This window comes from Actinokineospora sp. NBRC 105648 (assembly GCF_030269645.1).
In the GTDB taxonomy this organism is placed as follows: Bacteria; Actinomycetota; Actinomycetes; order Mycobacteriales; family Pseudonocardiaceae; genus Actinokineospora.
In genome coordinates, this window is record NZ_BSTR01000002.1 from 386,803 (window position 1) to 406,201 (window position 19,399).

Sequence of the window (19,399 nt, forward strand, 5' to 3'; positions counted from 1 at the left end):
GCGTCGCACTGGTAGAGGACTCTCAACCCATGAAGGGGGTGCCGGTCAGGTGACTGCCGTGACCGCTCCGCTGGACGTCGCCGCGCTGCGCGCCGACTTCCCGATCCTCGGCCGCACCGTGCGCGAGGGCAAGCCGCTGGTGTACCTGGACTCCGGGGCCACCGCGCAGCGGCCCCGGCAGGTGATCGACGCCGAGCGCGAGTTCCTGGAGCAGCACAACGCGGCCGTGCACCGCGGCGCGCACCAGCTGGCCGAGGAGGCCACCGACGCCTACGAGTCGGCCCGGGCCCGGATCGCCGCGTTCGTCGGCTCCGACCCGGACGAGCTGGTGTTCACCAAGAACGCCACCGAGGGGATCAACCTCGTCGCCTACGCGATGGGCAACGCCTCGACCGCCGGGCCCGAGTCGGCCCGGTTCGTGCTCGGTCCCGGCGACGAGATCGTGGTCACCGAGATGGAGCACCACGCCAACCTGGTGCCCTGGCAGCAGCTCGCGCTGCGCACCGGGGCGACCCTGCGCTGGTTCGGCGTCACCGACGACGGCAGGCTGGACCTGTCCGATGTGGACGGTCTGATCAACGCCCAGACCAAGGTGGTGGCGTTCACCCACCAGTCCAACGTGCTCGGCACGGTCAACCCGGTCGAGCCGCTGGTGACCAGGGCCCGCCAGGTCGGCGCGCTGACCGTGCTCGACGCCTGCCAGTCGGTGCCGCACTCCGCGGTCGACCTGCGGGCGCTGGGCGTGGACTTCGCGGTGTTCTCCAGCCACAAGATGCTCGGCCCGTACGGCCTCGGCGTGCTCTACGGCCGCCGCGAGCTGCTCGCCGCGATGCCGCCGTTCCTCACCGGCGGGTCGATGATCGAGATGGTCGATATGACCCGCACGACGTTCGCGGCCCCGCCGCAGCGGTTCGAGGCGGGCACCCCGATGACCTCGCAGGCGGTGGCGCTGGGCGCGGCCGTGGACTACCTGTCGGTGGTCGGCACCGACCGGATCGCCGCGCACGAGCACCTGCTCACCGTCGCCGCCCTCGACGGGCTGGCCGAGATCCCGGGGATCCGGGTGCTCGGGCCGGTCGACGGGCACGCGCGCGGGGGAGCGGTGTCCTTCGTGGTGGACGGGATCCACCCGCACGACGTCGGCCAGGTCCTCGACGACCAGGGCATCGCCGTCCGGGTCGGCCACCACTGCGCGTGGCCGCTGCACCGCAGGCTCGGCGTCCCGGCGTCGGTGCGGGCGAGCTTCTACCTGTACAACGACCTGTCCGAGGTGGACACCTTCCTGGCCGGTGTGCGGGAGACGAAGCGGTTCTTCGGGGTGGCGTGATGCAGCTGCAGCAGATGTACCAGGAGATCATCCTGGACCACTACAAGAACCCGCACGGCCGCGGCCTGCGCGACCCGTACGACGCCGAGTCCTTCCAGGTCAACCCGACCTGCGGCGACGAGGTGACGCTGCGCGTCCGGCTGGTCGGCGACCAGGTCGCCGACGTCTCCTACGACGGGCAGGGCTGCTCGATCAGCCAGGCGTCCACGTCGGTGCTGACCGACCTGGTCGTCGGCCGCTCGGTGGCGGAGGCCTTCACCAAGCTCGACGCGTTCGTCGAGCTGATGCAGGGCCGCGGCGCGGTCGAGCCGGACGAGGACGTGCTGGAGGACGGCATCGCCTTCGCGGGCGTGGCCAAGTACCCGGCGCGCGTGAAGTGCGCGCTGCTGGGCTGGATGGCTTTCAAGGACGCGGTCGCCCGCGCCGGAGGAGAGACGACATGAGCGAGGAATCCGCCCAGCGCGGCACCGTGGCCGAGGCCGATCGAGCTGTCGGCGGGCCCCAGCCGACCGGGACCCCCGACCCCGCCGAGCCGACCGCCGCCGAGCCCACCGCGGCCGCGGCCTCGGACGAGGCAGTGGACAAGGCCGCCCCGGCCCAGCCCGGCGCGGCCGAGCCCACTCCGGCCACGCCCACCGGTTCGGCGCAGCCCACCGAGTCGCTCGCTGACTCGGTCGTGCCCGCCGAGTCGGCGCAGTCTGCCGGCGCGGCCGCGCCCGCGGACTCGGCGCAGCCCGCCGGTCCGGCCGACTCCACCGAGGTCCAGCGCGGCGCCGCGGGCATGACCGACCAGGCCCCCCGCGCCGACCTCCCCAGCCTCGACGACCTCGAGGAGGCCATGCGCGACGTAGTCGACCCCGAGCTCGGCATCAACGTCGTCGACCTCGGCCTGGTCTACGACATCCGGGTCGAGGCGGACAACACCGCGACGATCGACATGACGCTGACCTCGGCGGCCTGCCCGCTGACCGACGTGATCGAGGACCAGACCCGCACCGCCCTCACCAGCGGCGGCCTGGTGGACGACTTCCGGATCAACTGGGTCTGGATGCCCCCGTGGGGCCCCGAGAAGATCACCGACGACGGCCGCGAGCAGCTCCGCGCCCTCGGCTTCACCGTCTAGCACCCAGCACCAGGGCACCCAGCCCACGAAGTCCGCGACGGCCCCGACCAGCCCCACCGGTCGGGGCCGCCGCGCGTCTCCGGTTCCACTGCACCCGGGCTCCACCTGCCCGGCTCTCCGGCTCTCCGGCTCTCCGGCTCTCCGGCTCTCCGGCTCTCCGGCTCTCCGGCTCTCCGGCTCTCCGGCTCTCCACCTCTCCGGCTCTCCGGCTCTCCACCTCTCCGGCTCTCCACCTCTCCACCTCTCCACCTCTCCACCTCTCCACCTCTCCACCTCTCCACCTCTCCACCTCTCCACCTCTCCACCTCTCCACCTCTCCACCTCTCCACCTCTCCACCTCTCCACCTCTCCACCTCTCGATCGCATTATCCTCCTATCACTATTTATTATCAAGATAATGTGCAGTCGTCAGAAGGTCGAGAAAAAGAACGACAAGCGCAACGACCTCCGGAGGAGGCGCGGCCCGGTGGAGCGCTCCCAAGGGTCGCGCCGGACAAAACCCTTCCACCCCAAGGGAAAATCAACCACCGAAGGCTCGATCCGCGGTGAACGGCGCACCGGCGGGCGGTCCCGAAAAGCAGCGCGGTCGGTTTGTTCCGGCGTCGACCCGCACCTTCGTCGGTGGCGGTGGTGATCGACTTCTGTTCCCATGGGAGCGTGCCCCGACCCACTCGTGACGAGCTCGCCGCCGCCCAGGACAGCACCATCCCCGATGTGATCGGCCCCGGTCTTCGCGTGCTCTTCTGCGGCATCAACCCGGGCCTCTACTCCGGCGCCACCGGTCACCACTTCGCCCGGCCGGGCAACCGCTTCTGGCCGGCGCTCCACCTCTCCGGGTTCACCCCCCGGCAGCTCTTCCCGCACGAGCAGGACCTCCTGCCCTCCTTCGGTCTCGGGGTCACCAACCTCGTGGCGCGGGCCACCGCCCGGGCCGACGAGCTCGGCGCGGATGAGCTGACCGCGGGCGGCGCCCGGCTCCGCCGGCTGGTGGCCACCCACGAACCCGAGGTCGTCGCGATCGTCGGGGTCACCGCCTACCGGACCGCGTTCGCCTGCCCCAAGGCCGTCGTCGGCGCGCAGGCGGAGCTGATCGAGTCCGCGCGGGTGTGGGTGCTGCCCAATCCCAGCGGCCTCAACGCGCACTACCAACTCGCCGCGCTGGCCGCTGAGTTCAAGATCCTGGCCGACTCCGTCTGATTCCTGCCCGATTCCGGGCAGGGATGTTGCACCCCCGGTCCCCGGGTGCCAGTGTCTGGTGTGACCGAGTCACCTCCGCCGGACCTCGTCCGGCACGTCGCCGGGACCACCGGGCTGCCACCGGCCGTCGCGGCGCGGGTCGTGGCCGACGTGGTCGCGTACTTCAGTGAGCCGGTCGAGTCCTACGTCCGCCGCAGGCACGCCGAGCTGCGGCGCGGTCACCACCGCAACGCGGCGATCTGGGCGGTGCTCGCCGAGGAGCTGGCCGCCCGGCCGGTGGCCGCGCCGGTCCTGAGCGAGCGCCAGCTGCGCCGCGTCGTCTACGGCTAGCCAGCCAGTGAAGGAGCCCTGCCAATGTGCGGGATCGTCGGTTACACCGGGACGCGCGAGGCCACCCCCGTGCTCGTGGAGGGCCTGCACCGGCTCGAGTACCGCGGCTACGACTCCGCCGGGGTCGCCGTGCTGCGCCGGGGCAAGGTCGGGGTCACCAAGACCGCGGGACGGGTGCGCGACCTGCGCGACCGGCTCGCCGAGTCGCCGCCGAACCCCGCGACGGTCGGGATCGCGCACACCCGGTGGGCCACCCACGGTGAGCCCTCGGACCGCAACGCCCACCCGCACCTCGACACCGAGGGGCGGATCGCTGTGGTGCACAACGGGATCATCGAGAACGCCGAGCAGCTGCGCGCCCGGCTCACCGCCCGCGGCGTCGAGCTGGTGTCCGAGACCGACACCGAGGCGCTCGCCCACATGATCGCCGCCGAGCTGGCCGCCGCCGACTCCCTGGAGGACGCCGTGCGCGCCGCGCTGCGCCACGTCGAGGGGACCTACGGGCTCGTCGTGCTCGACCGGACCCGCCCGGACGAGCTGGTCGTGGCCCGCAACGGCAGCCCGATCGTGCTGGGTGTCGGCGACGGCGAGATGTTCGTCGCCTCCGACGTCGCCGCGCTGGTGCACCACACCCAGCGGGTCGTCTTCCTCGACGACGGCGAGCTGGCGACGGTCCACCCCGGCGGCTACCGGACCTCCACCCTGGAGGCCCGGCGCACCAGCAAGGAGCCGACCACGGTCGAGCTGGCCGCCGACGACTACGAGCTCGGCGGCCACAGCGACTTCATGCGCAAGGAGATGGCCGAGCAGCCCGAGGCGGTCGCGCGCGCCCTGCGCGGTCGGCTCGACGACCGGTTCGCCACCGCCCACCTCGGTGGCCTCGGGCTGGACCCGATGGCGCTGCGCGCGGTGCGCCGGGTCAAGTTCCTCGGCTGCGGTTCGGCCTACTACGCGGGCCAGATGGGCGCGACGCTGGTCGAGGAGCTCGCCCGGATCCCGGCCGATGCCGAGCCCGCCTCGGAGTTCCGCTACCGCGACCCGGTCGTCGACCCGGACACCCTCTACGTGGCGATCAGCCAGTCCGGCGAGACACTGGACACCCTGGCCGCCGTGCAGGAGCTGCGGCGCAAGGGCGGCCGGGTGATCGGCGCGGTCAACGTCGTGGGCAGCGCGATCGCCCGCGAGTGCGGCAGCGGGGTGTTCCTGCACGCCGGCCCGGAGGTCTCGGTGGCCTCGACCAAGGCGCTGACCAACATGACCGTCTCGTTCGCGATGCTCGCCCTGCTGCTGGGCCGGGTCCGCGACCTCAGCGCGGCCGCGGGTCTGCGCGTGGTGACCGGGTTGCGCGCGCTGCCCGAGCGCATCGAGGAGGTGCTGGCCGACGACGAGCGGGTCCGCGAGGTCGCCAAGCGCTACGCGCACGCGCGGCACATGTTCTTCCTGGGGCGGGTGCGCGGCTGGCCGGTGGCCCGGGAGGGGGCGCAGAAGCTCAAGGAGATCTCCTACGTGCACGCCGAGGCCTACCAGGCGGCCGAGCTCAAGCACGGCCCGCTCGCGCTGATCGACGCCGACATGCCCAGCGTGGTGCTCGTGCCCGACGACGACCTGCTGGCCAAGAACATCGGCACCATCGAGCAGATCAAGGCCCGCGGCGGCCCGGTGATCGCGGTGACCAACGCCGAGCTGCCCGCCGGCCTCGCCGACGAGGTGCTGCGGGTGCCGCGCGGTGAGCCGGAGCTGGACCCGATCCTGCTGACCGTCCCGCTGCAGCTGCTGGCCTACCACATCGCCGCCGAGCTGGGCCGCGACATCGACAAGCCGCGCAACCTGGCCAAGAGCGTCACTGTGGAGTGACCTTTGCGGACCCTTGACCAACCCTTGCCTTGGTCGCGGTGTATTCAGTTTAAACAAGGTGACTCTTAGTTTCGCCGCACGGCCCGACAACCACGGTTTCACTCCATCGTGGACTGCTGGTTCCCCTGCCCGGGCCGGGTGGAGGACACGAGATGTCACGAAAGAGGGTGGTCGCCGTCGCGACCGCCGCGGTCACCGTGCTGGGTGTGGTCATCGGGGTGACCGTGACCCAGGCCGGTGCCGCCCAAGAGCAGTCCGCGCGCGGTGCGAGGGCACTGACGCCGCAGCAGCGCTCGGCCGAGCTGGACCGGGCGAGCGGCGAGGCAGCCGCTACCGCCCAGGCCCTCGGGCTGGGCGGCAAGGAGAAGCTGGTCGCCAAGGACGTGGTCGTCGACCAGGACGGCACCCGGCACGTCCGCTACGACCGCACCTTCGACAAGCTGCCCGTGGTCGGCGGTGACCTGGTCGTGCACCGGGCCGCCGACGGCCGGATCGCCACCATCGACAAGGCGACCACCGAGCGGATCGACGTCCCGTCGGTCACGCCCAAGATCGCCGCGGTGAGCGCGGCGGCCGCGGCCCCGGCGCTGACCGAGGAGAACAAGACCGGCGCGGCCAAGCCCGAGCTGGTCGTCTACGCGGTCAACCGCAAGCCCGTGCTGGCCTACCGCACCACCGTCGAGGGCGGCGGCGCGGAGGTCGTGGTCACCGACGCGAGCACCGGTGGACTGCTCGACCGCTACGAGAAGCGCCACCGCGCGACCGGCAACGGCTACCACGTCGGCACGGTCGACATCAGCACCAGCAGCGCCTCCGGCGGCTACACGCTGACCGACACCACCCGCGGCAACACCCGGGTGCTCGACGGCAACGGCGGCTCGGAGAACAGCCCGTCCGCGCGCGCCACCGCCTACACCGACGCCGACAACGTGTGGGGCAACGGCCAGCTCAGCAACCGCCAGACCATCGCGGTGGACGCCTACTACGGCCTGGCCAAGACCTGGGACTTCTACAAGAACACCTACGGCCGCAACGGCATCCGCAACAACGGCCAGGGCCACACGATGTACGTCCACATCGGATCGGGCCTGCTCAACGCCTTCTACGACGACAGCTGCTTCTGCATGGTCTTCGGCGACGGCAGCTCCACCAACCAGAACACCCCGCTGACCCAGATCGACGTGGTCGGCCACGAGATGACCCACGGCGTCACCGCCGCCACGGCCAACCTCAACTACTCCGGGGAGTCCGGCGGCCTCAACGAGTCCGCCAGCGACATCTTCGGCACCATGGTCGAGTTCTCCGCGAACAACGCCAGCGACCCGGCCGACTACTACATCGGCGAGAAGCTGCGCATGCCCAGCGGCTACTTCCGCCGGATGGACAACCCCGCCGCCGACGGCAACAGCCTCGGCTGCTGGCGCAGCACCGCGGGCCAGGTCGACGTGCACTACTCCTCGGGCATCGGCAACCGTTGGTTCTACCTGGCCTCCGAGGGCACCGGTAGCAAGACCATCGGCGGTCTGTCGCACACCGGCGGCACCTGCAACAGCACCACGTTCGCGGGCATCGGCCGGGACAAGGCGGCGGCGGTCTTCTACCGGGCGCTGAGCACGTACATGACCTCGACGACCAACTACGCCGGGGCGCGCACCGCGACCCTGCAGGCCGCCGCGGACCTCTACGGCACCGGCAGCCAGGAGCGCTACCTCGTCAGCGTCGCGTGGGCCGCGGTCAGCGTCGGCACCGCCCTGCCGCCGCCCACCACCAGCACCACCCGCCCGACCAGCACCACCTCGGGCAACCCGACCACCTCGAACCCGCCCACCACGACCACCAACCCGCCGAGCGGCAACGCGATCACCAACGGCGGCTTCGAGTCGGGGCAGTCGGGCTGGAGCGAGTCGGCCGTGGTCACCAACAGCACCCAGCAGGCGCCGCGGTCGGGCTCCTACTACGCCTGGCTGCTCGGCAACGGCGCCACCGCCAGCGAGGCGATCAGCCAGCGGGTCACCGTGCCGAACACCGCGGCGCCCACGCTGCGGTACTGGTTGAAGATCACCACCGCCGAGACCGGGAGCACCGCGTACGACGTGCTGCGCGTGCAGGTCAACGGCACCACCCGGGTCACCTACTCCAACGCGAACGCGGGCACCTCGTACGTGCAGCGCAGCCTGGACCTGTCCGCCTACCGCGGCCAGACGGTGACCCTGCGGTTCTCCGGGGTTGAGGACGCCTACCTGGCGACCAACTTCCTGCTCGACGACGTCAGCCTCGGCTGACGGCCCCGCACCCTCCCGGCGGGCGACACCGCCGGGAGGGTGGCGGGACCGCGTGGGGCTCCGACTGTCCGCCCGGGCGAGTAGGTTTCCCAGTTATGGCGGGAGTCGTCCCGGCCCTCGGCCGGGACCAGGTGGTCACCCGGTGCCGGGCCGCGCTCGCGGAGGGCACCGGTGTGCTGCTGTACGGGCCCGCGGGCATCGGCAAGTCGCTGCTGCTGGACACGCTGGTCGCCGACTCCGGGATCGACCTCGTGCTGCGCACCTGCCCGGCCGCCGCCGACCGCGACCTGCCGCACGTCGCGCTGTTCGACCTGTTCGCCAAGGTGCTCGGCGAACCCGCGACCACGCTGGCCCCGCACCTGCGGGCCGCGCTGGACACCGCGCTGCTGCGCGCGGCTCCCGAACACCCGGTCGACCCGCTGGCCCTGCGGCTGGCGGTGGTCGACCTGGTGCGCGCGCTCGCCGCCCGCGAGCCGGTGCTGCTGGTGGTCGACGACGCGCAGTGGCTGGACCCGGCCAGCGCGCAGGTGCTCGCCTTCGCCGCGCGCAGGCTCGCCGGGCACCCGGTGCGGGTGCTGGTGGCCGAGCGGACCGATGGCGCCCCCGAGCGCGCCGACCTCGTGCCCGCGCCGGTGCTGGAGATCGAGGTCCCCGGCATCGAGGACGCCGCGGTGGCCGAACTGGTGCGCACCCGGCTCGACGGCGAACTGCCCGCGGAGACCATCGCCCGGGTGGCCCAGGCCAGCGGCGGGAACCCGTTCTACGCCCTGGAACTGGGCCGGGCGCTGGTCCGGCACGGCGGCTCGGTCGCCGCGGACGACCCGCTGCCGGTGCCGGGGCGGCTGCGCGAGCTGGTCAGCGACCGGCTCGCCGACCTGCCCGAGGCCGCCTGGGACGTGCTCCGGCTGGTGACCGTGGCGATCCGGCCCGGCCTGGACCTGGTGCCGCTGGGCGACCCCGGCCTGGCCGCCGCGCAGCGGGCCGGGGTGCTGGTGGCCGACCGGGACGGCGCGCTGCGGTTCAGCCACCCGCTGCTCGGCGAGATCGTGGCCGCGGCGGCCACGCCCCGGCAGCGGTGCGCCGCGCACGCCCGGATGGCCGAGCTGGTGACCGACCGGATCGAGCGGGCCAGGCACCGCGCGCTGGCCACCGGCAGGCCGGACGCGCCCATCGCAGCCGAGCTGGTCGAGGCCGCCACGCTGGCGATCGCCCGCGGTGCCCCGGGGACCGCCGCCGACCTGCTGCGCCTGGCCGCGCACCGGACCCCGGCGCCGGGGCCGCGGGCCGACCGGCTGCTCGCCGCCGCCCGGGCGGCCACCGAGGCCGGGCTCACCGCGACCGCCGCCGAGCTGTGCCGCGCCGTCGAGCGCACCGCGACCGGGCCGACCCGGGCCTGGGCCCGGCTGCTGCTCTTCGACCTGGCCGGCCGGGACATCCTGCGCTTCGCCGGGCTGCTGGACGAGATCGACGCCGACGCGGGCGACGACCCGACGCTGCGCACCTCGGTGCTGCTGCGCCGGGCCGAGCTGAACACCCACCTGGGGCACATCGCCGAGGCCCAGGTGCAGCTCGACGAGGCCGACCGGCTGGCGGGCCGGGCCGACGACCCCACGCTGGCGATCCGCTCGCTGCAGATCCGGATCCCGTTCAGCGCCACCGCCGGGCCCGGGGTGGAGTCGGACCTGCTGGCCCGGCTGGAGCGGCTGACCAGCGGGCAGCCGCTGTCGGAGACGGTGGTCTTCGCCCGGATGTACCTCGCGGTGATGAGCCTGCGCCGCGGCGAGACCCTGCGCGCGGTCGACCTGCTGGAGCGGATGCGGCACCAGACCGAGGCGGCGGGCCGGATCCGCGACCTGATCACCGTGCTGTACTCGCTCACCGCCGCCTACGAGCGCACCGGCCGCTGCGCCGACGTGCGGCGGACCGCGCTGCTGGGCGCCCAGCTGCGGGCCGACGTCGACCAGCACCCCGGGGTCGGCCTGACCATGCGCGCGATCGCGGAGATGAACACCGGTAGCCTGGCCGAGGCCGCGAGCCTGCTGGAGACCGCGGTCGCGGCCGACGCGCAGGCCCGCGACGGCGAGTGGCTGGCCTACGCGACCGGCCTGCGCGGCCGGATCGAGCTGATCCGCGGCGACTACGCCGCCGCGGCGGTCTTCCTGGGGGACTGCCTGCGGACGTTGCGGGACAACGGGTACACCGACCCGGCGCAGTTCTTCGTCGACGCCGACCTGGCCGAGGCGCTGGCCTGGTCGGGCAGCGCGGAGCGGGCGGCCGAGGTGCTGCGCGACGCCCGCGAGCGCACCCGGACGCAGAACCGGACGGTGGTCACCCTCGGCCTGGACCGCGCGGAGGCCGTGTTGACGGCGGTGACCGGTGACGTCCGCGGCGCCGCGGACACGCTGCGCGCGCGGCTCCCCGACGCGCACCCGTACCCGCTCGAACCCGCCCGCGCCTGGTTCACCCTGGGCGTGCTGGAACGCCGGGCGCGCAGGCGGGCCGCCGCCCGCGAGGCGCTCCGCGAGGCCCTGCGCCGGTTCGCGGCCACCGGGTGTCTGCCGTGGATCGAGCGCACCGAGGCCGAACTGTCCAAATTGGACACCGCAGACGCGCCGCTGTCCGAACTGGAGGAGCAGTTGCTGGCCCAGCTGCGCGAGGGGGCCACCAACCGCCAGATCGCGACCGCGCTGCACCTGTCAGTGAAGGCGGTGGAGGCCAACCTGACCCGGCTCTACCGCAAGCTTGGCGTCCGCAACCGCGCCGACCTCACGCCCTGACCTCCCGGAGCCTGGCGAGCCGGTAGTCCTCTTCGCGCTGTTCCCAGGGAGAAGACTTTTCCTGACTGCATTATCGGACTTGAATTATTAGCTATCAAGATAATGAAAGTTTGGCGGAGGGGATTGGCGGACGGAGACCAAGAGGACGAAGACCAAAGGACAAGAGCCGGCAACGGAGGAGAGGGCAAGAGCGGAGGTGAGGAATGGAGGCGAGGACAGGAACGGAGGAGAGGACAGGGAAGTGCTCTTGCCCGCGTCCACATCGGACCCGGCTAGCTGACCCTGGCGTGTTGCGGGTGGTGCCGGAGGCCGTGGCCGCGCAGGACCTCGAACCGGTCGGTGCCCGGTCTGCCCAGCACCCAGCTCGACCCCGGTACCGCCTTGGCCTCCCGCTTGAGCGGGGCCAGCAGTCGGGAGGCGTCGCGGTAGGACGTCACCGAGCCGACCCCGCAGACCAGCGACGCCAGCGACACGCTGACCGCCATCCCGTCGGTGACCCACTGCCGGTCGACCAGCCGCGCCGCCAGGTTGGTGATCTCGTCGAGGTCGGCCACGACCAGGAAGTCGTCGCCGCCCACGTGGGCCACCCGGGTGCCCGGCAGCTCGCGCTCGGCGTCGGACAGCGCCCGGCCGATGTGCCGGATCAGGTCGTCGCCCGCGGCGAAGCCGACCGTGTCGTTGACCGACTTGAACGCGTCCACGTCCAGCCAGGCCACCACGAACATCTCGGCGCGCTCGATCCGGCGGTCGATCTCGCGGTCGACGGTCTCGCTGCCCGGCAGCCGGGTGAGCGGGTTCAGCGCCGCCGCCTGCTCGATCTTGGCCTCGGCGACCCCGCGCACGACCTCGGAGAGCCGGGCCACGCCCACGCAGGCGCGGTCGGCGTCGACGACCACGATCTCGTCGCCGTGGTGGTCCCACTCGGTGTCGCCGACCAGGTCGAGCAGTTGCAGGCAGGTCGCGTCCGCGCGGATGGTGCGCGGCAGGTCGGCGTGCCGGGCGGCGGGCTTGCGGGCGTTGAGCGCGTGGCCGTAGAGGCCGGTGACCGCGAGCAGGAACCGGCTGCGCTGCAGGCTGTGCGTCGGCCTGCCCTCGGCGTCGACCAGCACGATCCCGCTGATCGTGGGGTTGCCCGCGAAGGTGTCCCGGACGTCCTCGGCGGTGGTCTCGGTGGACATCACCGTGGCGGGCCGCAGGAAGTCCGACACCAGCGGGATCGAGGACGCGCCGGTGGTGGCGTTGAGCTCGATGATCTCGGCCACCGGTCGGGGCAGCGGCAGCGCGATCCCGCCGCCGCGGCTCTCCCTGGCCAGCAGGTTGCCCTGGGCCAGCCGGACGCCGAGCCGGTTGAGGCAGAGCAGCTGCTCCTCGGACTCGACGCCGACCGCGCCGAGCCGGGTGCCGGTGCGGGTGCAGTACTGGGCCAGGCACTCGACCACGGCGAGCGCGGCCACGTCGTCGGGCAGCCCCTCGATCAGGTGCGCGTCGATCTTGACCAGGTCCGGGCCGACGTCGGCGAGCAGCGAGAGCGGCAGGTCGCCGTCGCCGACGGCGTCGAAGGCGATTCGGAACCCGTTGTCGCGCAGGGTGCCCAGGCCGCGGATCAGCTCGGCGCGGTGCACCCGGCTGAACGGCGGGGTGATCTCCAGCACGATGTCCTGCGGGCCGCGGCCGGTCTGCGCCAGCGCGGGCCGCAGGAAGCGCATCAGGTCGTCGGGGGTGGTGGCGGTGGCCGCGACGATGTTGACGTGCACGGGGACCGGTGGCTGGTGTCGTGGCGCGGCGAGCACGGCCCGGCTGGCCAGGGAGATGTCGGTCTCGACCAGCCTGCCCGCCTTGCCCGCGGCGCGCAGCAGGTCGTAGATCCCACCGGCCTGGGGGCGCGCGAGCGCCTCGACCGCTATGAGTTCACCGGTTCGGGTGCTGAGCATCGGTTGGAAGGCGAAGCTGACGTCCGGTGCGACGGTCACCCCGCCATCGTGCCTGGTCCCCACGATTCCGTGATGGCTGGTCACCATCTGTTCATCAAGGTGTGTTCGGGATAACGGGGCCAGTGCGTACGGCGGTCATCCCGGTGGTTATTGGCGAGAAGTGGCGAGCTTCAAGCGAATTCCCCACGGCGCGGCGCGGAAGATCGCCAGCATCGCCTGGGCCGTGCCGCGCACGTCCTCCCGGCCGCTCAGGTAGGCGTGCTGCTGCTCGTCGGGCAGGTCGAAGAACGCCCCGAAGAACTCCGGCAGGTGCTCCGGCGGCAGCGCCAGCAACGCGTGCAGCCCGCGCAACCGCATCTGGTGCACGGTGCGCGCGGCGGGGCTCCACACCGCCGCCCGGCCCGCGTCCGCGGCCGCCCGTGGGCCGCGCGGCCAGGCGTCGGCCAGGGCTCGGGCGACCGCGGGGGCGGTGGCCAGCGAGTCGCCGACGCTGTATCCGGTCGCCGGGTGGACCATCCCGGCCGCCGCGCCGAAGGGCACCGAGCCCCGGTGCAGGCGGGGCGTCGCGCGCAGGTCGACCGCGAACCGCACCCGCTCCACCGCCAGCGGCACGACCGGCTCGCCCAGCCGCTCCGCCAGCCGTTCGGCCAGCCGCGCCCAGCTCATCCCGGGGCGCGCGGCCAGCGAGGTCTCCTCGACCAGCACCCGGTCGCCCGGCAGCGGGACGGCGTAGAGGAAGGTCGGCGGGCTCGCCCAGTCCATGAACACCGCGGTCCCCGGTCGGACCAGCCGGGCGGCGTCCTCCGGGCGCAGCACCATCCCGTAGGCCGTCTGCTCGATCCGCGGCCCTGCGGCCGGACCACCGGAGGCGACCCGGCTCTGCCCGCAGGCGTCGATCACCACCGCGCACGCCAGCCGCCTGCCCGAGGCCAGTTCGACGGTCGCCCCGCGTGGCCCGAAACCAGCCCCGACCACCAGGTCCGCCACCGCTGTGGCGGGGCCGGTGGCGTAGGCGGCGAGCACGGAGGCGTTGTCCAGCACCGCGTACCCGCGTCGGACCTCCCGGCCCGCCGCGTGCACCGCCGTCGCGTGGATCGCGCTCGCCCCGGCGGGCAGCGCCGCGCACTGGTCGGCCCACAGCCCGTAGGTCGCGGGCCACGGGGCGTAGGGGTCCGGGGCAACCACCGTCGTCGCCAGGCCCGCCCGCGCGCAGGCGTCGGCCACCGCCCACCCGGCTGGGCCCGCTCCGATGACGACGACGTCCATGCCCAGATCCCAGCACGCCCGGGCGGCCTAGGCTCGCCCCATGTCCGATCACCTCCTGCCGCGGGCCGCCCGACGCGACGGCGGCGTGGGCGCCGCCGACCTCGCCGCCCGCCCGTTCCGCGCCGACCGGGACCGCGTGGTCGCCTCACCGTTCTTCGCCCGGTTGGGCGGTGTGACGCAGGTGGTGAGCGCCAGCGGCTCCGGTCTGCTGCACAACCGGCTCACGCACAGCCTCAAGGTGGCCCAGGTCGCCCGCGCGATCGCCGAGCGGCTGGCCGCCGACCCGGCCGCCGCGCCGGTGCTCGCCGCGCTGGGCGGCTGCGACCCGGACGTGGTGGAGGCCGCCGCGCTGGCCCACGACCTGGGCCACCCGCCGTTCGGGCACCTCGGCGAACAGGTGCTCGACCGGCTGGCACGGCACCGGTTCGGCCTGCCCGACGGCTTCGAGGGCAACGCGCAGAGCTTCCGGATCATCACCACCACCGACACCCGCGGTCCGCGCGCCGCCGGTCTCGACCTCACCGCGGCGGTGCGCGCGGCGGTGCTGAAGTACCCGTGGACGCGGCTCTCGCACCCGGTGCCGCACCCGCGGGAGCTCCCCGACCCGCCGCGCGGGGCCGCGGAGCCGCCGGACGCGCCGGGCACCGGGTCGAGCAAGTTCTCCGCCTACGTCACCGAGCTCGACGACCTGTTCGGCGCGCGCGAGCCGTTCGCCGGGCTGGTCGAGCCCTGGCAGCAGACCGTCGAGGCCTCGGTGATGGACAACGCCGACGACATCGCCTACGCCATCCACGACCTGGAGGACTTCCACCGGATCGGGGTGCTGCAGCACGCTCCGGTCTCGGCCGAGCTGGGCCAGTGGGAGACCGACCGGGCCGAGTTCGCCAAGCTCGACGACGAGGACCTGGCCGCGGGCCGCAGGCCGGGGCAGTCGCTGGAGCGGCTGCGCAGGCGGCTGCACGCGCGCGACTCGTGGATGGTCGACGACGACTCCTTCGCCGCGGCCGTGTCGCGGGTGCGCGCCGAGCTGGTGGACGACCTGCTCTCGGTGCCCTTCGACGGCTCGATCGACGCCGAGCAGGCATTCCGCCGGTTCTCCGCGGGCTGGACCGCCCGGCTGGTCGCGGGCGTGCACGTGGTCGCCGACCCGCCGACCCGCTCCGGGCACGTGCTGCTGGGCGAGCGGCAGTGGCACGAGGTGCAGGTCCTCAAGTTCGTGCACCGCCGATTCGTGCTGCTGCGCCCCGACTTGGCGCTCTACCAGCGCGGTCAGGCCCGGTTGCTCACCCAGTTGGTCGAGGCCCTCGAGCAGTGGCTCGGCGACCGCTACGAGTCCGACCGGCTGCCCCGGCGGCTGCACGACCTGGTCGAGCTGGCCGCCGATGAGTACACCCGGCTCGCCGCCGAGCACCCGGACACTCTCGTTGGGGCGACCGGGGAACGGCCCGAGGGGGCCTCGGCGCTGCTGGCACTGGCGCGCGGCCGGGCGGTGATCGACTTCGTGGCGTCGCTGACCGACGGGCAGGCGGCCACCCTGCTGGAGGCGCTCTCCGGCCGAATCGGACAGTTCTGGTCGGACGCGTTCGTGCTGTAAGAAAATACCGAGCGTTACTGCTTACTTAGTGATCACCACTCCGTTGGCTGATAGTCCCTCGGTGGTGTGAACCATACGTTGACCGAGCCGGGAGAACTCCCGGCCTCGGTTGGCGTGGGTCGGGGCACGCACGAACGGGGGAGGACCCGTGCGTACATCCGATCGATCATCCTTGCCACCGCGCGCTCTCGCGGCGGGCGCCACCGCGCTCGCGCTGGTGTTCGGCCTGGTCGCGCCCGCGCAGGCGGCACCGGTCGCCCAGCCGGTGTCGGCGCAGGACAACGCGGCGCGCCAGATCGCCGCGTTGCAGCGGTTCAAACAGGGGCAGGGCAAGGCTGAGTCCAAAGTAGACAGCAAGCTGGTGGTGGAGCAGCGGGTGCGCCGCGACCGCTCCGCCGCCGCCGCGACGCCCCGGCTGCAGACCGGGGTCGCGGTCTCGGCGGGTGGCACCGTCCTGGTGGACATCGCCGTGGACAAGGTCTCCGACGACCTGCTCGGCGCGCTCACCAAGGCGGGCGCGGGAATCCGCGCCGTGTCCACCCGGCTCGGCTCGGTGCGCGCCGAGGTCCCGCTCACCGCGGTGACCGGTCTGGCCGGGCGCGGCGACGTGCGCAAGATCGACGCCGCCCGCGGCGCGATCACCGCCACCGCCACACCGCGCGGACCCGGTGCGCCGCAGGCGAAGCCGGAGACCAAGGAGCAGAAGCAGGCCCGGATCGAGGCCCAGGTGCGGGCCGCGGTCGAGGAGCGCGGCCGCTCCGCCGCCGTCACCAGCGAGGGCGACCGCGCGCACAACGCCGACACCGCGCGCGCCGAGTACGGCGTGACCGGGGTCGGGGTCAAGCTCTGCGCCCTGTCCGACGGCGTCGACTCCCTCGCGGTCTCGCAGGCCGCGGGCGAGCTGCCCGCCGTCGACGTGCTGCCCACCCAGGAGGGTGAGGGCGACGAGGGCACCGCGATGCTCGAGATCCTGCACGACCTGGCCCCCGGCGCCGCGCTCGGCTTCGCCTCGGCCTTCAACGGCGAGGCCAGCTTCGCCGACAACATCCGCGCCCTGCGCACCGACCTGCACTGCGACGTCATCGTCGACGACGTGCTCTACTTCGTCGAGTCGCCGTTCCAGGACGGGCTGATCGCCCAGGCGGTCAACGAGGTCACCGCCGCGGGCGCGCTGTACTTCAGCTCCGCGGGCAACGAGGGCAACACCGGCGACGGCACCAGCGGGCACTGGGAGGGCGACTTCGTCGACTCCGGCCGCATCGTCGGCAAGTTCGCGGGCACCGCGCACGACTTCGACCCCTCGGCCACCACCCAGGTCTTCGAGCCGATCTCCCGGGACTCCTCGGCCCAGGTGCCGGTGACCCTGCACTGGTCGGACCCGCTGGGCGCCTCGGCCAACGACTACGACCTCTACCTGTTCGACGGCGCGGGCAACGTGGTCACCTTCAGCCAGGACGTGCAGGACGGCGGGCAGGACCCGTACGAGATCCTGCAGACCCCGCTGTTCGGCGGGACCGGCCTGCGGCTGGCCGTGGTGAAGTTCTACGGCCAGAACCGCTACCTGTCGCTCTCCGCGCTGCGCAGCCGGTTCGAGGACTCCAGCGACGGGCTCAAGGCGTTCAGCACCCCGGGCGTGACCGTCGGGCACTCGGCCGCCCGCAAGGCGTTCAGCGTCGCCGCCGCCCCGGCCGCGGCCGCGCTGCCGTTCGACCTCGAACCCGGTGACCCGGCCAACCCGGCTGGCCCGTTCCCGGGCGCGTTCGGCCCCGGCACCAAGATCGAGCGGTTCTCCTCCGACGGTCCCCGCCGGGTCTTCTACGAGGCCGACGGCAGGCCGATCACCCCGGGCAACGTCGGCGCCACCGGCGGCGAGGTCCGGCACAAGCCCGACATCACCGCCGCCGACGGCGTGCACACCAGCGTCCCCGGTTTCGCGCCGTTCTACGGCACCTCGGCCGCCGCGCCGCACGCCGCCGCCATCGCGGGCCTCGTGCTCTCCGGCAACCCCGGCATCGACCCCGCCGAGGTCCGCGAGGCACTGGTGAACACCGCGGTCGACCTCGGCCCCGCGGGCCACGACGGCCGCACCGGCGCGGGCGTGGTCCTCGCCGACCGGGTGCTCGCCTACACCGGCGCCAGCCCGCAGCCCCGGGTGCTCGCCCAGACCCCAACCGTCGTGCCGAACGACAGCGGCACCCTGCTCGACCCGGGCGACACCGCCACGGTGACCCTGCCGGTGACCAACACCGGCGACGCCGACGCGGTGTCCACCAGCGTCGTGCTCACCTCGCCCACCGCCAACGTGGTGATCACGCCGCGCTCGCAGTCCTACGGCACCGTCCAGAAGGGACAGACCGTCAGCCGGACCTTCACGCTCAAGGTCCCGCTGAGCCACCCGGTGGGCACCCCGGTCGTGCTCGACGCCCGGGTGACCTTCGCCGCGGCGGCCTCGCCGACGCACGCGTCGTTCCCGGTCCCGGTGGGCAGGCCCTCGCCGGTGGTCCAGGACTTCGCCTACGCGGGCGCGCCGGTCGCGGTGCCGGACAACAACCCGCTCGGCGCCTCGGTCACCATCCCGGTCAGCGGGGTCGGCCGGGCCTCGAAGGTCACCGTCTCCTTCGACGGCTCGACGTGCAGCACCGCCACCGGTGCCACCACGGTGGGCGTGGACCACACGTTCGTGGGTGACCTGGTCGCCACGGTGACCGCGCCGGGCGGGGCCACCGCCACGGTGCTCAGCCGCAACGGCGGCAGCGGCAACAACTTCTGCCAGGTGGTCTTCGACGACGCGGCCACCGCGTCGATCACCTCGGTGAGCTCGGCCAACGCGCCGTTCACCGGCACCTGGCGGCCGGTCGGGGCGCTGTCGGCCTTCGGCGCGGTCGTCGCCGACGGCGACTGGAAGGTCAAGCTCGTCGACGCCGCGGGCGGTGACACCGGCTCGATCCGGGCGGTGTCCCTGCACGTCAACGGGTACCTGATCCCGCCTCCCGGGAACTGATCGGACACGGCCGTCCGGCGCTCGCGCGCCGGGCGGCCGTACCGTTCCCGCGTGGGCGAGAACACGGGGAAGGCCCGGGTGGTCGAGGTCCCGGCCGAACGCGTGCCGGGCTGGTTCGACCGCTTCGCCGACCGACACAGCGGTGTCGTGCGCACGGCTCTCACCCCGGACCAGGTCGTGGTCACCGCGACCGACGGCGCCACCGCCACCGTGTCGGTGCCGTTCCCGCCGCTGGACGTCGAACCGGGGGAGCGGTCCGGGCTGGACGTGCGGGTGCTCGTCGCGCACCTGGCCATCCCACGGCGGGTCGGCCTGATCCTGGTGCGGCTCGGCGGCCACAGCGTCGGCGTGGCCGCGGCCGGGAAGGTCGTGCGCTCCCGCACCGACCGCCACCACGTGCACGGCCGCAGCGCGGCGGGCGGCTGGTCGCAGCAGCGCTTCGCCCGACGCCGCGACGGCCAGGCGCGCCAGGCCCTGGCGGCGGCCGCCGACGACGTCGCCGAGGTGCTCGGTCCGCTGGTCGGCGAGCTGGACGCGGTTGTCCTCGGCGGCGACCGCCACGCCCTGGACACCCTGCGCGCCGACCGGCGGCTGGCGCCGGTCCTCGCGCTCGCCCGGGCCCGAGTGCTCGACGTGCCCGAGCCGCGCCGGACGGTGCTGGACGAGGCCGCCGAGCGGGCGTTCGCGGTCGAGATCGCGGTGCTGGATCCCTGAACA

The 19,399-nt window shown here is 73.5% G+C and carries 13 protein-coding genes; 11 read left to right on the forward strand and 2 right to left on the reverse strand.

Annotation, left to right across the window (positions count from 1 at the left end; genetic code table 11):
• The first annotated feature begins 49 nt into the window (after positions 1-49).
• From QSK30_RS03020 to QSK30_RS03055, 8 genes are all read left to right on the forward strand, one after another.
• On the forward strand, positions 50-1,327 hold the full coding sequence (locus tag QSK30_RS03020; RefSeq protein WP_285499303.1) for a cysteine desulfurase: 1,278 nt from the start codon (positions 50-52) through the stop codon (positions 1,325-1,327).
• A complete protein-coding gene (gene sufU, locus QSK30_RS03025; RefSeq protein WP_285499305.1) occupies positions 1,327-1,770 on the forward strand; it encodes a Fe-S cluster assembly sulfur transfer protein SufU in 444 nt (147 codons plus the stop codon). Before QSK30_RS03020 ends, sufU begins: the two co-directional genes overlap by 1 nt.
• Positions 1,771-2,108: 338 nt before the next feature.
• Positions 2,109-2,450 (forward strand): metal-sulfur cluster assembly factor, encoded by a 342-nt coding sequence (locus QSK30_RS03030; RefSeq protein WP_285499372.1) that lies wholly within the window; start codon positions 2,109-2,111, stop codon positions 2,448-2,450.
• Between the two features lie 657 nt (positions 2,451-3,107).
• The gene (gene mug / locus QSK30_RS03035) at positions 3,108-3,647 is read left to right on the forward strand and encodes a G/U mismatch-specific DNA glycosylase (RefSeq protein WP_285499306.1); all 540 of its coding nucleotides are present in this window, start codon (positions 3,108-3,110) and stop codon (positions 3,645-3,647) included.
• Positions 3,648-3,707: 60 nt separating this feature from the next.
• Positions 3,708-3,977, forward strand: coding sequence for a hypothetical protein (locus tag QSK30_RS03040; protein WP_285499308.1), 270 nt, complete (start codon positions 3,708-3,710; stop codon positions 3,975-3,977).
• 24 nt (positions 3,978-4,001) lie between these two features.
• Complete coding sequence (gene glmS, locus QSK30_RS03045) at positions 4,002-5,831, forward strand: glutamine--fructose-6-phosphate transaminase (isomerizing) (RefSeq protein WP_285499309.1); 1,830 nt, start codon at positions 4,002-4,004, stop codon at positions 5,829-5,831.
• A gap of 152 nt (positions 5,832-5,983) precedes the next feature.
• Positions 5,984-8,113 carry a M4 family metallopeptidase gene (locus tag QSK30_RS03050; RefSeq protein WP_285499311.1) on the forward strand — a complete coding sequence of 710 codons (2,130 nt, stop codon included), beginning with the start codon at positions 5,984-5,986 and terminating at the stop codon, positions 8,111-8,113.
• Positions 8,114-8,208: 95 nt separating this feature from the next.
• Positions 8,209-10,890: an ATP-binding protein gene (locus QSK30_RS03055; RefSeq protein ID WP_285499313.1), complete on the forward strand. Its 2,682-nt coding sequence runs from the start codon at positions 8,209-8,211 to the stop codon at positions 10,888-10,890.
• Positions 10,891-11,162: 272 nt separating this feature from the next.
• Here QSK30_RS03055 and QSK30_RS03060 read toward each other — a convergent pair whose 3' ends face one another.
• Complete coding sequence (locus tag QSK30_RS03060) at positions 11,163-12,860, reverse strand: EAL domain-containing protein (protein ID WP_285499315.1); 1,698 nt, start codon at positions 12,858-12,860, stop codon at positions 11,163-11,165.
• A gap of 108 nt (positions 12,861-12,968) precedes the next feature.
• Positions 12,969-14,087 (reverse strand): lycopene cyclase family protein, encoded by a 1,119-nt coding sequence (locus QSK30_RS03065; protein WP_285499316.1) that lies wholly within the window; start codon positions 14,085-14,087, stop codon positions 12,969-12,971.
• 40 nt (positions 14,088-14,127) lie between these two features.
• Between QSK30_RS03065 and QSK30_RS03070 the strand changes: the two genes are divergently transcribed.
• From QSK30_RS03070 to QSK30_RS03080, 3 genes are all read left to right on the forward strand, one after another.
• Complete coding sequence (locus tag QSK30_RS03070) at positions 14,128-15,681, forward strand: deoxyguanosinetriphosphate triphosphohydrolase family protein (RefSeq protein ID WP_285499317.1); 1,554 nt, start codon at positions 14,128-14,130, stop codon at positions 15,679-15,681.
• Between the two features lie 148 nt (positions 15,682-15,829).
• Positions 15,830-18,682, forward strand: coding sequence for a S8 family serine peptidase (locus QSK30_RS03075; protein WP_285499319.1), 2,853 nt, complete (start codon positions 15,830-15,832; stop codon positions 18,680-18,682).
• A gap of 51 nt (positions 18,683-18,733) precedes the next feature.
• Complete coding sequence (locus QSK30_RS03080) at positions 18,734-19,396, forward strand: acVLRF1 family peptidyl-tRNA hydrolase (protein ID WP_285499320.1); 663 nt, start codon at positions 18,734-18,736, stop codon at positions 19,394-19,396.
• Positions 19,397-19,399: the final 3 nt, after the last annotated feature.

Excerpts from the sequence above, each read along its gene's own strand:
- sufU (WP_285499305.1), top strand. The coding sequence starts at position 1,327 with ATGCAGCTGCAGCAGATGTACCAGGAGATCATCCTGGACCACTACAAG.
- QSK30_RS03030 (WP_285499372.1), top strand. The coding sequence starts at position 2,109 with ATGACCGACCAGGCCCCCCGCGCCGACCTCCCCAGCCTCGACGACCTC.
- glmS (WP_285499309.1), top strand. The coding sequence starts at position 4,002 with ATGTGCGGGATCGTCGGTTACACCGGGACGCGCGAGGCCACCCCCGTG.
- QSK30_RS03050 (WP_285499311.1), top strand. The coding sequence starts at position 5,984 with ATGTCACGAAAGAGGGTGGTCGCCGTCGCGACCGCCGCGGTCACCGTG.
- QSK30_RS03055 (WP_285499313.1), top strand. The coding sequence starts at position 8,209 with ATGGCGGGAGTCGTCCCGGCCCTCGGCCGGGACCAGGTGGTCACCCGG.
- QSK30_RS03065 (WP_285499316.1), bottom strand. The coding sequence starts at position 14,087 with ATGGACGTCGTCGTCATCGGAGCGGGCCCAGCCGGGTGGGCGGTGGCC.
- QSK30_RS03070 (WP_285499317.1), top strand. The coding sequence starts at position 14,128 with ATGTCCGATCACCTCCTGCCGCGGGCCGCCCGACGCGACGGCGGCGTG.